Raw genomic sequence first — 12,644 nt, 5'->3', positions numbered from 1 at the left:
GGTCTGTGGACCTCGCCCCGCGCCGTCGTGAAAGGCCTGGTTACGACACCGTGGCCAAGTCCGGCGAGGACACGTCGTAGGTCGTCCCCTCCCGCGTCAGCAGCACGAGCAGCACCGCCGCCTTGCGCGGCGTGTTCTCCGAGCTGCCCCACTTCACCACGCGGTCGCCGGTCAGGGTCAGCTTCACGTCCGCGCCGGACGTCGCCGTCACCGACACCACGTCGGGGCGCAGCTTCTCCGGCAACTGGTTCACCACGCCGACGACGGCCTGCGTGGCCGGGTCCGCGGAGGACGGCGCCGCCAGCACCAGTTCGGGCACGCCCGGCGCCGGGGTGGGCAGGACCGCGTAGTCCTTGCCCGTGGAGTCGACCAGGTGGAAGCCGTCGGGCAGCTTCACGGAGCCGACCGGCACTCGTTCCGTGATGAGCAGACGGACCGTGTTGGGCAGTTGGCGTTCGACCTCCACGGCGGCGACACGGGGCATGGCCGCCACACGGTCGTGGATGCCCTCCAGGTCGAGGCGCACCAACGGGGAGCCGGGGGCGATGGCCGCCGTCGTGCGGATCTCGTCGTCCGTCAGTGCCACGGAGCCGCGGACGTCCACCTGGCTCACGCCCAGCAACGGCGTGAAGAACACGCAGTACGTCAGGCCCACCACGGTGAGCAGGGTCAGCAACGCGACCAGGCGGCGGCGCAGGATGACCCTGCGCCGCGCCCGGTGCTCAGCGCTCTTCGCCCTCTGGTTCGCGGTGCGAACCCGCGTGGACCTGCCGCGAACCGGGGCGCTCATGCCTGCTCGTCGCCCGCCAGCGCGGTGACGATCTCGGGGCCGAGCATCGTCACGTCGCCCGCGCCCATGGTGACCACCAGGTCGCCCTCGCGGACCAGGCCGGCCACCAGGGCCGGCACGCGGTCGAACGACGGCTCGTAGTGCACCGACGCCGTGACCTGCTCGGCGATCAGGCCGCCGGTCACGCCGGGCTCCGGCTCCTCGCGCGCGCCGTAGACGTCCAGCACGACGACCTCGTCCGCCAGCGACAACGCGGCGGCGAACTCCGTGGCGAACGTGCGGGTGCGCGAGTACAGGTGCGGCTGGAACACCACCACGAGGCGGCCCGCACCCGCGACCGGACGGGCGGCGCGCAGCTGCGCGTCGACCTCGGTCGGGTGGTGCGCGTAGTCGTCGTAGACCGAGACGCCGCTGCCACGGCCCTTGAACTCGAACCGGCGCCGCACGCCGCCGAACGCGGCCAGGCCCTCCAGCATGCCCGCCTGGTCGGCGCCCAGTTCGAGGCCGGCCAGCAGGGCAGCGATCGCGTTCAGCGCCATGTGCTCCCCCGGCACGGCGACCCGCACCTCGAGAGCCACGCCGTCGATCTCGACCGACGCCAGGCCACCGGACTCCAGCGGCTTGTAGTCGACCAGGCGCGCGTCGGAGGCGGTGCGGCCGTACTCGCGCACACGGATTCCGCGCGCACGCGCCTCGGTGATCAGCCGCGCGGCACCCGGATCGTCCACACAGGACACGAGCACGCCGCCGTCGACGATCCGGTCCAGGAACGAGTCGAACACGGCCGTGTAAGCCTCGACGGTGCCGTGGTGGTCGAGGTGGTCCGCCTCGACGTTCGTCACGACGGCGACCGACGGCGAGAAGAACAGGAACGAGCCGTCGGACTCGTCCGCCTCCGCCACGAACACGCCACCGGTGCCCTGGTGGGCGTTGGCGCCGGACTCGTTGAGGTCACCGCCGATCGCGAACGACGGGTCGATCCGGCAGTGCTGCAACGCGACGGTCAGCATCGACGTGGTCGACGTCTTGCCGTGCGTCCCCGCAACACACACCACGCGGTGGTCGTCCATGAGAGCGGCCAGCGCCTCGGCGCGGCGCAGCACCGTGATGCCGCGTTCGCGCGCTGCCGCGTACTCCGGGTTCGTGTCCTTGATCGCGGTCGACACCACGACCTCGGTCGGGCCGCCGACGAGCTGGTCGAGGTTCGCCGCGTCGTGCCCGACGGCGATCCGCGCGCCCTGCGCCCGCAGCGCCAGCACGGTCCGCGAGTCCTTGGCGTCCGAGCCGGACACCTGCACGCCGCGCGCCAGCAGGATCCGCGCGATGCCGCTCATGCCGGCGCCGCCGATGCCGACGAGGTGTACGCGTTCGAGGCTCACTTCTTGATCACATCCAGGACTGTGCGGGCCAGGATCTCGTCCGCCTCGCGCCGGCCGGTGCCGAGCGTCGCCGCGGACATCTGCGCCAGCCGGTTGCGGTCGGCCACCAGCGGCACGACGAGCGACGCCACCTTCTCCGGCGTCAGCTCCTCGTCCGGCACCAGCAGACCGCCACCGGCCGAGACGACCGGACCGGCGTTGAGCGCCTGCTCGCCGTTGCCGATGGGCAGCGGCACGAACACCGCGGGCAGGCCGACGGCCGACACCTCGGCCACGGTCATCGCGCCCGAACGGCACAGCACGGCGTCCGCGGCGGCGTACGCGAGGTCCATGCGCTCCAGGTACGGCACCGGCACGTACGGCGGACGCCCCGGAACCTGTTGCACCGCAACGGTGTTCTTCGGGCCGTACGCGTGCAGCACGCCGACGCCGGCACGGGCGAACTCGGCCGCGACGGGCGCCACGGCCTCGTTGATCGAGCGCGCGCCCTGCGAACCACCGAACACCAGGAGCGTCGGGGTGTGCGGGTCGAGGCCGAAGAACCGGCGGGCCTCGTCGCGCAGCGCGGCGCGGTTCAGCGTGGTGATCGACTGGCGCAGCGGGATGCCGATGATCTGCGCGTCGGTGAGGCCCGAGTCCGGCACGGCCGCCGCGACGTGCTCGGCGAACTTGGCGCCGACCTTGTTCGCGAGTCCGGCCTTCGCGTTCGCCTCGTGCACCACGATCGGCACGCGGCCGCGCGCGGCCAGGTACGCGGGCAGCGCCACGTACCCGCCGAAGCCGACGACGACGTCCGCGCCGACGCGCTCCAGCACCTCGCGGGTCTGCTTCACGGCACCGCGCACGTTCAGCGGCAGCTTCAGCAGGTCCAGGGTGGGCTTGCGCGGCATCGGCACCGGCGGGATCAGCTCCAGCGGGTAGCCGCGAGCCGGAACGATCTTGTTCTCCAGGCCGCGTTCGGTGCCGAGCGCGACGACGCGCGCGTCCGGTCGCAGCCGCATGACCGCGTCGGCCAGCGCCAGTGCCGGCTCGATGTGGCCGGCGGTGCCACCACCTGCGACCACGACGCACGGACCACTGGGGGCAGGGTGCCCGGTCAAGACTTGCCTCCGGTTATTCGGTTCGAGAACTTCGGCTCAGTTTTATCGCCCGCGACCGCGGGTCGACCGGCCGGGCTCGGAACGGCTCTGGTTCACCCGGCGCGTTTCGCGGCGACGGTACTCCGAGGGCGGTGCGGACCGCCCTGCCATACGACGTTCGTCGACCACGGGAAGTTGCTGCGTGCGCCGCCCCGGTGCGCGAGGAGGTGACGTCGGGCGGACGGGCTTGCGCTTGGGCGGCGGCCGGTAGGCCTCGGGCGCGGGCAGCTTGAGCAGCCCGCCGACCCGGCCGGGACCGAGCGAGCGCAGCGCCGACACGGCGTCGGGCTCGTGCCGCGCGCAGTTCGCGAGGATGCCGAACACGACCATCGTCGTGACGATCGACGTGCCGCCGGAGGAGATCATCGGCAGCGTGATGCCCGTGACGGGCAGCAGCCGCACGACGTAGCCGATGTTGATCGCGGCCTGCGCGACCAGCCACACCGTGAGCGTCGCGGACACGATCCGGATCCACGGGTCGGTGTTGCGCGCGGCGACCCGCAGGCCGACCCACGCCAGGCCGCCGAACAGCACGAGCACCAGCGCGCAGCCGATGAACCCGAGCTCCTCGCCGATGACCGCGAAGATGAAGTCCGACTCGACGTTGGGCAGGTACCGCCACTGCGAGCTGCCCCGCGCGAGTCCCTTGCCGAACCAGCCGCCCTCGGCGAGGGCGAACATCGCCTGGCGGGCCTGCATGCCCGCGCCCAGCGGGTCGGCGTCCGGGTCGAGGAACGACGTCACGCGCTTGAGCCGGTACGCGGCGCCGATCGCGAGCACGACGGCACCGGCCACCGCGCCACCGGCGATCACGCCGAACAACCGCATCGGCGCGCCCACGAACCACAGCAGGCTGATCAGCACGACGCCGAGCGTGATCGTGCCGCCCAGGTCGGGCTGAAGCATGACCAGCGCGAACACCAGCATCGCGACCGGCACGACCGGCACCAGCAGGTGCCGGTACTGCGACAGCAACGCGCGCTTGGTGACCAGGACGTGCGCGCCCCACAGCGCGAGAGCGAGCTTCACGGCCTCGATCGGCTGGAACGAGACGGGCCCGAGCGTGAACCACGACCGGGCGCCGCCGCGGACGTCGCCGAGCGGCGTCAGCACCAGCATCAGCAGCACCACGCCGATGCCCATCGCGGCCGTCGAGGCGTGCCGGAGCTTGCGCAGCGGGAAGCGCAGCATGATCCAGAACAGCACCGCGCCGACGCAGACGTAGATGAGCTGCCGCTGGAACACGCTGTAGGCGGACACGCCCGACGCGACCTGTCCCGGCGCCGACGCCGACAGCACCATCACCAGGCCCAGCACGGTGAGCATGCCGAAGATCGCGAGCAGGAGGTGGAAGTCGGCGAGCGGGCGGCCCAGCCACGAGGTCATGCCGCTGCGCAACGAGGCGACTCGGCCCGCGGGGCGGCCCTTCCGCTTGGTCCTCGGCTTGTCGGCGACGACGGTCACCAGATCATCGTCTCCTGTGTCAAGCGCTCGAACGGGGATTCCTGGGGCGTGTCGCGCTGCGAACCCTACCGATCACCCGTCAACGCCACGACGGCGTCCGCGAACGCCCGCCCGCGGTGGGCGTAGTCGGTGAACATGTCCATCGACGCGGCGGCGGGCGCGAGCAGCACCGTGTCCCCCGGCTGGGCGAGCTCGCGGGCAGCGGCGACCACGGCGGGCATCGGGTCGTCGCCGGCCGCGTCGACCACGCGCACCGGCACGTCCGGGGCGTGCCGCGCCAGCGCCTCGGCGAGGACCGCGCGGTCGGCGCCGATCAGCACGGCGCCCCGCAGCCGGTGGGCCTCGGTCCGCACCATGTCGTCGACCGACGCGCCCTTGAGCAGGCCTCCCGCGATCCACACAACGCTGTCGTACGCGCGCAGCGACGCCACCGCGGCGTGCGGGTTCGTCGCCTTCGAGTCGTTGACGTACCGGACGTCATCGGAGTCCACGGTGACGAGCACCGCGCGGTGCGCCGCCGGTTCGAACGCTTCCAAGCCTTCGCGCACGGCCTCCGACGGCACGCCGTAAGCCCGTGCGAGAGCCGTGGCGGCCAACGCGTCCGCGATGCCGGGAGGACCGGCCGGGCGGATCTTCGCGACCTCGACCAGCGGCTCGTCGTCGGCGAACGCCCGGTCGACGAGCCAGCCGTCGCGGACGCCGAGCTGGCCGTCCGCCGGTTCCCCCAGCGTGAACCCGACCTGGTCGCGCGCGGGTGAGGCTTCCAGCAGGTCGGCGACGAGGTCGTCCTCGAGCCAGCCGATCGCCACCTCGCCGGTGAGGACCTGGGCCTTGGCCCGCGCGTAGGCGTCCATGCCGCCGTGCCAGTCGAGGTGGTCCTCCGCGAGGTTGAGCAGCGCGCCCGCCTGCGGCTTCACCGACGGCGCCCAGTGCAGCTGGAAGCTCGACAGCTCCACGGCGAGCACCCGGCGGCCGGCCAGCAGCGCGTCCACGACCGGCAGGCCGACGTTCCCGCAGGCCACGGCGTCCGCGCCGGCGGCGTGCAGGATCGACTCCAGCATGCCGACCGTGGTGGTCTTGCCGTTGGTGCCCGTGACCGCGAGCCAGACCGGCGGGTCGGCGAGCTCCGCCGCCATCCGCCAGGCCAGCTCGACGTCGCCGATGACCTCGATGCCCGCCGACGACGCCGCGGCGAGCAGCGGGCTCGACGGCTGCCAGCCGGGGCTCGTGACGACCAGGGACGTGCCGGCCGGCGGTTCGGTCAGGCCCGGGACCAGGTCGACGCCCTCGAGCAGCGTCTCCAGTGCCGCGAGCCGCTGCGGCGACGTGTCCGTGACCACGACCTCGGCGCCCGCGGCGAGCAACGCCTCCGCGGCGGACCGGCCGGTCACTCCCGCACCGGCCACCAAGACCTTCGAACCGGCCAGCTTCGTCATAGGTCTAGAACCCGCCTGTCAGCCACTCGCTGTAGAACACCCCGAGCCCGAACATGCAGCAGATGCCGCCCATCAGCCAGAACCGGATGATGACCGTGGTTTCCGCCCACCCGGCGAGCTCGAAGTGGTGGTGGAACGGCGCCATGCGGAACAGGCGCCGTCGTGAGGTGCGGAAGACCGCGACCTGCAGCGCCACCGACAGGGCCTCGACCACGAACAGACCGCCGATGACGATCATCAGCAGCTCGGTGCGGGTGGCGATCGCGAGACCGGCGACGAGGCCGCCGAGCGCGAGCGACCCGGTGTCACCCATGAAGATCTTCGCGGGAGCGGCGTTCCACCAGAGGAAGCCGATGCAGCCCGCCATCGCCGCCGCGGCGATCACCGCGAGGTCGAGCGGGTCGCGCACGTCGTAGCAGCCGGCGACCGAGTAGCTGGTGCAGCTCCAGCGGAACTGCCAGAACGAGATCACGACGTAGGTGCCGAACACCATCGCCGACGAGCCGCCGGCCAGGCCGTCGAGGCCGTCGGTCAGGTTCACGGCGTTCGACCACGCGGCGACCATGCCGTAGCAGAAGACGACGAACCCGATGACGCCGAACGAGACCACGGTGATGTCGCGGACGAACGAGAGGTTGACCGACGCGGGCGTCAGGCCGTCCTTGTTCGGGAACTGCAGCACGAGGATCGCGAACGTGATCGTCGCGATGAACTGGCCGACCAGCTTCGCGGTCTTGTTCAGGCCCAGGTTGCGGGCCTTGCGGATCTTGATGAAGTCGTCGAGGAAGCCGACCAGGCCGAGCGAGGTGGTCAGCATCAGCACGAGCAGGCCGGACGCCGTCGGGGTCTGCCCCGACGCCGAGGCCGACATCGAGTTCACCAGGTGCGTGCCGAGGTAGCCGGCCCACATCGCGACCAGGATGGCGAGACCACCCATGGTCGGTGTGCCGCGCTTGGTCTTGTGGTGCTGCGGACCGTCCTCGCGGATCTCCTGACCGAAGCCCTGGCGCGAGAAGATCTTGATCAGGTACGGCGTCAGCAGGATCGACACCGCTAGTGCGATCGCTGCCGCGATCAGGATGCTCTTCACTTGGTTCCTGCCTCCAGCAGGGCCTCGGCGATGCGCCACAGGCGGTAGGCGTTGGATGCCTTGACCAGCACTACGTCACCGGGCCGGACTTCCCCCAGGAGCAGCTCGACGGCCGCGTCCGCGTCCGGCACCAGGACTGATTCCTCTCCCCAAGATCCTTCCAGGTGCGCACCCTGGTGCATCGCGCGGGCCGCGTCGCCGACGACGACGAGCTTGCCGATGTCCAGGCGCACCACCAAGCGGCCGATCTCGTCGTGCTCGCGCACCGCGTCGTCGCCCAGCTCGGCCATCGGGCCGAGGACGGCCCAGCTGCGGCGGGCGGGCGTGGTGGCACGCGAGATCGTCGCGAGGGCCTTCAACGCCGCCCGCACCGAGTCGGGGTTCGCGTTGTAGGCGTCGTCGATCACCGTCACGCCGTCGGGCCGGTCGGTGATGACCATGCGGTGGGCCGACACGCGCCGCGCGGCGCCGAGCCGGTCGGCGACCTCGGCGGGCGTCGCGCCCAGCTCGAGCGCGATGGCGGCGGCCACGAGCGCGTTGCCCACCTGGTGCGGTCCGCTCAGGCCGAGCGCCACCCGCGCGTCGCCCGAGGCGGTCTCGAGCGTGAAGCTCGCGCGGGCCTGCTCGTCCAGCTCGACGTCCACGGCGCGGACGTCGGCCTTCGGGCTCTCGCCGACGAGGACGACCTTGGCCTTCGTTCGGCTCGCCATGCCCGCGACGAGCGGGTCGTCGGCGTTGAGGATCGCGACACCGCCCTCGTCCGCGGACGGCAGGGCCTCGACCAGTTCGCCCTTGCCCTGCGCGATGCCCTCGCGGGAGCCGAACTCGCTCAGGTGCGCGGTGCCGACGTTGAGCACGGCGCCGAACCGCGGCGGGGCGACCTCGCACAGGTTCGCGATGTGGCCGACGCCGCGCGCGGACAGCTCGAGCACCAGGAACCGGGTGTCCTCCGTCGACCGCAGTGCCGTCCACGGGTGGCCCAGCTCGTTGTTGAACGACTCCGGCGGCGCGACGACGTCGCCGACCGGCCGCAGCACCTGGGCGATGAGGTCCTTGGTGGACGTCTTGCCCGCCGAGCCGGTGATGCCGATGACGGTCAGGTCCGCCAGGCGGTCCGTGACGTGGCGCGCGAGCTTGGCGAGCGCCTCGAGCACCGCGGCGCCCTCGCCGTTCGCGTCCCCGGCGAGCACGTAGGCGTTGGCGTGCCTGGTCCGCACCGGCGGCGCGATCACCGCGGGGGCGTCGACCTCGCGGCCGGCCAGCACGCCCGCGGCACCGGAGGCGACGGCCTGCGCAGCGAAGTCGTGGCCGTCCACACGCTCACCGGGCAGCGCGAGGAAGAGGCCGCCCTCGGTGATCTTGCGGGTGTCGAACTCGATGGTGCCCGTCACCACGGGCGAGCCGTCGGTTGCGTGCAACCGTCCGCCGACGACCCGGGCGATCTCGGCGAGCGTGAGTGCGATCAACGGTGAGCCCTCCTGATCGCGGCGGTCAGCGTCTCGACGTCCGAGAACGGGTGGACCACGCCGGCGATCTCCTGTCCCGTCTCGTGTCCCTTGCCCGCCACGACGACGACGTCCCCCGGATGTGCGAGCTCGACGGCCTTGTCGATCGCGAGCCCCCGGTCGCCGATCTCGAGCACCTCGCCCCGGTTCCCGGCGGCGAGGGCCCCTTCGAGCATGGCGGCCCGAATGGAGGACGCTTCTTCGCTCCTCGGGTTGTCATCGGTGATGATCAACACGTCGGCCCGGTCGGCGGCGGCCTCGCCCATCAGCGGGCGCTTGGCGCGGTCGCGGTCGCCGCCGCAGCCCAGCACGACGATCACGCGGCCGTCGGTCTTGGCGCGCACGGCGTCGAGAGCGAGCGCGACGGCGGCGGGCTTGTGCGAGTAGTCGACGACGGCGGTGAAGTCCTGGCCCTCGTCGACGCGCTGCATGCGGCCGGGCACCTGGACGGTGCGCAGGCCCTCGGCGATCGCGGCGGCCGGGACGCCCTCGGCGTGCAGGCAGGCGATGGCCAGCAGGGCGTTGGCGACGTTGAAGCTGCCGGCGAGCGGCAGGTGGATCTCGATGTCGGTGCCGGGGCCGTGCGCGGTGAACGCCTGCTCGCCGGTCGCGCTCACCTCGACCTCGCCCGCGGTCCAGTCGGCGGGCTTGGTGGTGGCGACGGTGGTCGTCGAGTCCTTGACGAGCCGGGGACCCCAGTCGCCGTCGACGCAGACGACCTCGCGGCGCGCGCGGCCGTCGAAGAGCTGCGCCTTGACCTGGAAGTACTCCTCCATGTCGGCGTGGTAGTCGAGGTGGTCCTGGCTGAGGTTCGTGAACGCGCCGATCTCGAACTCGGTGGCGGCGACGCGGCCCATGTGCAGCGCGTGGCTCGACACCTCCATCGCCACGTCGGTGACGCCGCGCTCGGCCATCACCGCGAACAGCGCCTGCAGGTCGGGCGCCTCGGGCGTGGTGTGCGAGCTGCCGAGCTGCTCGTCGCCGATGCGCGTGCCGACGGTGCCGATCAGGCCGGTGTGCTTCCCGGCGGCGCGCAGGACGGACTCGATCATGTACGTGGTGGTGGTCTTGCCGGATGTGCCGGTGACGCCCCACAGCCTGACCTTGGCCGACGGCTGCCCGTAGACGTGCGCGGCGAGCAGGCCCACGACCTCGCGGGGACGCGGGTGGATCAGCACGGGCACGTCCCTGAGGGCCTCCCGGGCCGCGCCGGCCTCGTCGGTGAGCACGGCGACGGCGCCGTGGGCGAGCGCCGTCGCGGCGAAGTCGGCACCGTGCGCGTGGGCTCCGGGCAGCGCGGCGTAGAGGTCACCGGGGAGCACGTGCTGTGCACGCAGCGTCACTCCCGTCACCTGGACGTCGGCATGTGCTGGCCTGGTCAGGTGCACGTCGGCGACCGCGGCGAGAGCAGCCGCGGAAGCAGGGCGAATGGTGTCAGGGCGGGGCGGGGCGGTCGCGACCTTGCCCTCGAGCTTGGCAGGCACGGGCAAGAGGCTACCGGCGCACACACAGTGGTCGAGCGGCGCGTTGGCGTTCGGGTGATGATCAGCCGCGATGGCCCGATCGGGTGGGCGTCGCCGCTGCTCCTTCCCAGCGAGCCCGTCCGGCCGCAGGAGTTCCTGCCGCGTTCGTGACTTCCGGCCCTGTGACCGCCGGGGCACGCGCGGTGAGGTTGGGGGGCGGCAGGAGGTGGTGATGAGGACGACCACGGCGGTGCGACCCGGGAGGTTCTCCTTCTGGGCCCCGGACTTCAGCAGATCGGTGACGGTCGGGGTCGACACGTCCGAGTCTGCGTACCACGCGTTCGAGTGGGCGGCGCGCCACGCGTGGTCGCTGCGGACGGACCTCCAGGTGTTCCTGGCGGACCCCGGCGACACGACGGTCCAGCGGGTGCTGGAACGGCTGCCGATGCTCACGGCCCACTTCCGGCCGAGCGGGGACGACCCGGTGGCCGCGCTGGTGGGCGCGTCGGACTCCAGCGCGACCTTGGTCCTGGGGTGCAGAGGAGAACAGCACCGCGGCCTGGGGCTGGGGTCCCTCGTCCTCCCGGTGCTGCGCCGCGCGGTGCGGGGTCGTGGTGGTGCGCGGGCGGCCCCCGGCCGTCCGCGGCGAGTACGGCCGGGTCACCGCGGCCGTCGGCGGGTGCGAGGACCCGGTCGTGCTGCGGCGCGCGGTCGAACTGTGCCGCACCCGCCGTGCGTCCCTGCGCCTGCTGCACGTCCACCCGCCCGCCCAGCGCGGCGACGAGGTGCCCCGGGACGAGGCGGCGGTCCGCCGGGCGGTGCTGTTCCTGCGCACCACGGCTCCCGAGCTGACGCCGGAGGTCGTCGTGCAGTCGCGGCACCCGCACGAGGCGCTGGCGCGCCTGGACTCCGACCTGGTCGTGGTGGGCCGCGGCGGGCGGCACGACGGGGTCGGGCTGATCACGCGGGCGGCGCTGCACCACGCGTCGTGCCCCGTCCTGGTCGCCAGGCGGGAGCCGGCGCACGACGACCGGGTGACGCCGTAGCGAAGGGCCGGCCGTCCACACGTGGACGACCGGCCCGGACCCGGAGCTGGGGACTAGCAGGGCTTGCGCAGCACCGTGCCGGTCGTGCCCGGCAGCAGCACCGAGCGGACCTTGGCGCCCTTCTCGGTCGTGTAGGTCGTCGCGCCGAGCGAGACCAGGACCGAGGAGCTGCCGGTCTTGTTCGCGTTGACGACCACGGTGCCGCAGGCGAAGTCGCGGCGCCAGACGTTGGTGCCGACCGAGTAGGCCTTGGCGGCGGGGGTGCCCAGGTTCCAGTCGTACTCGGCGCGCCACGACGAGGCGCCGTCGTAGCGGTCGGTCACCTCGATGTCGGCGATGGCGGCGCGGTCGCCCTTGGCCAGCAGGTAGCTCGCGAAGGCGTAGCGGAACGGCTGCTCGGCACCGCTGTGGTGCGGCTGGACCCAGGTGATCTTGCCCTTGGCCTCGTTCGCGGTGATCTCGGCGATCTGGCGGCTCCAGCCCTGGGAGTACTCGGACAGCATGTCCTTGTCGCCGAACGTCAGCCACCACTCGTCGAAGCCGCCGTCGAGGTTGGTGACGTACGAGTCCCACACGCCGTCGTAGAGGCGCGCGTTCGACAGGTTCGCGACGGTCTTGAGGCCGGCGGCGACGAACTTCGCACGGGTGTTGGCGAACATCGACAGGTAGGCCTGCCGCATGGAGGCGTCGGTCGGGTAGGCGGCTGGGCACACACCGGGGTGGTACGTGTCACAGGCGAAGAGCGCGTTGTCCATGAAAATGCCGTCGAACGCCTTGCTCGACGCGATCACCTTGTCGGCCCACGCATTCTGGTATGCGACGTTGCCCACGTCCATCTGCCAGTGACCCGCGTAACCCTGGTACTCGAAGCGGTTGCCGCTGCGGTCGAGCAGGAACCACTTCGGGTCGGCCGCGCAGTAGCCGACACCGGTCGGCAGGTTCGCGTCGTCGACGCCCTTCGTGCACGCGTAGCTGCGCGTCGAGGAAAGGTCCTTGTAGACGAAGATCTGAATCTTCGGGTTCGCCGCCCTGAACTTGGCCGCCAGCGCCGTCTCCCAGGCGTTGAGCACGATGTACGAGCGGCGCGAGGCCTCCGTCGCGATCATCGCGTCCGTCACGGGAGTGCTGTTCCAGTGCAGCCAGAAAGACTTGGTGGAACGCTCCGGAACCGCCGCCTGCGCAGCAGAGGGGAATGCGATCGACGTCATCATCGCCGCCAAGATCAGAACGATTCGAAGAAACATTTTCGATCCCCTTCGCTGCCGACCACTTCGGGCTTCGAAATGGAGAACGCAGCGCCAAGAACCGCATGACGTCGTCTTGAGAGAACCT

10 protein-coding genes are annotated in these 12,644 nt (G+C 71.9%); 1 reads left to right on the top strand and 9 read right to left on the bottom strand.

Features of this window, described 5'->3' with window-relative positions:
• Window positions 1-40: 40 nt before the first annotated feature.
• The 8 genes from ACFWGZ_RS32805 to ACFWGZ_RS32770 form a co-directional block, all read right to left on the bottom strand.
• Entirely contained in the window at window positions 41-790 is a 750-nt protein-coding gene (locus tag ACFWGZ_RS32805; RefSeq protein ID WP_382455464.1) for a cell division protein FtsQ/DivIB, read from the bottom strand.
• Window positions 787-2,169 carry a UDP-N-acetylmuramate--L-alanine ligase gene (gene murC, locus ACFWGZ_RS32800; RefSeq protein ID WP_382455463.1) on the bottom strand — a complete coding sequence of 461 codons (1,383 nt, stop codon included), beginning with the start codon at window positions 2,167-2,169 and terminating at the stop codon, window positions 787-789. The genes ACFWGZ_RS32805 and murC overlap by 4 nt, the downstream gene beginning before the upstream one ends.
• Window positions 2,166-3,233: an undecaprenyldiphospho-muramoylpentapeptide beta-N-acetylglucosaminyltransferase gene (gene murG / locus ACFWGZ_RS32795; RefSeq protein ID WP_382455462.1), complete on the bottom strand. Its 1,068-nt coding sequence runs from the start codon at window positions 3,231-3,233 to the stop codon at window positions 2,166-2,168. The genes murC and murG overlap by 4 nt, the downstream gene beginning before the upstream one ends.
• 78 nt (window positions 3,234-3,311) lie before the next feature.
• A complete protein-coding gene (gene ftsW / locus ACFWGZ_RS32790; protein WP_382455465.1) occupies window positions 3,312-4,775 on the bottom strand; it encodes a putative lipid II flippase FtsW in 1,464 nt (487 codons plus the stop codon).
• A 62-nt stretch (window positions 4,776-4,837) separates the two neighbouring features.
• Window positions 4,838-6,208, bottom strand: coding sequence for a UDP-N-acetylmuramoyl-L-alanine--D-glutamate ligase (murD, locus tag ACFWGZ_RS32785; RefSeq protein ID WP_382455461.1), 1,371 nt, complete (start codon window positions 6,206-6,208; stop codon window positions 4,838-4,840).
• Between the two features lie 4 nt (window positions 6,209-6,212).
• On the bottom strand, window positions 6,213-7,298 hold the full coding sequence (gene mraY, locus ACFWGZ_RS32780) for a phospho-N-acetylmuramoyl-pentapeptide-transferase (RefSeq protein ID WP_382455460.1): 1,086 nt from the start codon (window positions 7,296-7,298) through the stop codon (window positions 6,213-6,215).
• The gene (gene murF / locus ACFWGZ_RS32775; protein ID WP_382455459.1) at window positions 7,295-8,764 is read right to left on the bottom strand and encodes a UDP-N-acetylmuramoyl-tripeptide--D-alanyl-D-alanine ligase; all 1,470 of its coding nucleotides are present in this window, start codon (window positions 8,762-8,764) and stop codon (window positions 7,295-7,297) included. The genes mraY and murF overlap by 4 nt, the downstream gene beginning before the upstream one ends.
• Window positions 8,761-10,287 carry a UDP-N-acetylmuramoyl-L-alanyl-D-glutamate--2,6-diaminopimelate ligase gene (locus ACFWGZ_RS32770; RefSeq protein WP_382455458.1) on the bottom strand — a complete coding sequence of 509 codons (1,527 nt, stop codon included), beginning with the start codon at window positions 10,285-10,287 and terminating at the stop codon, window positions 8,761-8,763. Before ACFWGZ_RS32770 ends, murF begins: the two co-directional genes overlap by 4 nt.
• A gap of 590 nt (window positions 10,288-10,877) precedes the next feature.
• Between ACFWGZ_RS32770 and ACFWGZ_RS32765 the strand changes: the two genes are divergently transcribed.
• A complete protein-coding gene (locus ACFWGZ_RS32765) occupies window positions 10,878-11,312 on the top strand; it encodes a universal stress protein (RefSeq protein WP_382455457.1) in 435 nt (144 codons plus the stop codon).
• 53 nt (window positions 11,313-11,365) lie between these two features.
• On the opposite strand, the gene ACFWGZ_RS32760 is transcribed toward ACFWGZ_RS32765, so the two are convergent.
• On the bottom strand, window positions 11,366-12,430 hold the full coding sequence (locus ACFWGZ_RS32760; protein ID WP_382455456.1) for a putative glycoside hydrolase: 1,065 nt from the start codon (window positions 12,428-12,430) through the stop codon (window positions 11,366-11,368).
• Window positions 12,431-12,644: the final 214 nt, after the last annotated feature.

Source organism: Lentzea sp. NPDC060358, from assembly GCF_042725365.1.
Classification (GTDB): Bacteria; Actinomycetota; Actinomycetes; order Mycobacteriales; family Pseudonocardiaceae; genus Lentzea.
The sequence above is the reverse complement of the archived record's forward strand: the minus strand, read 5'-3'. Positions and strand labels throughout refer to the sequence as shown.

What these genes read in the sequence shown, in the direction of transcription:
- murD (WP_382455461.1), bottom strand. Translation starts at nt 6,208, where the DNA reads ATGACGAAGCTGGCCGGTTCGAAGGTCTTGGTGGCCGGTGCGGGAGTG.
- ACFWGZ_RS32805 (WP_382455464.1), bottom strand. Translation starts at nt 790, where the DNA reads ATGAGCGCCCCGGTTCGCGGCAGGTCCACGCGGGTTCGCACCGCGAAC.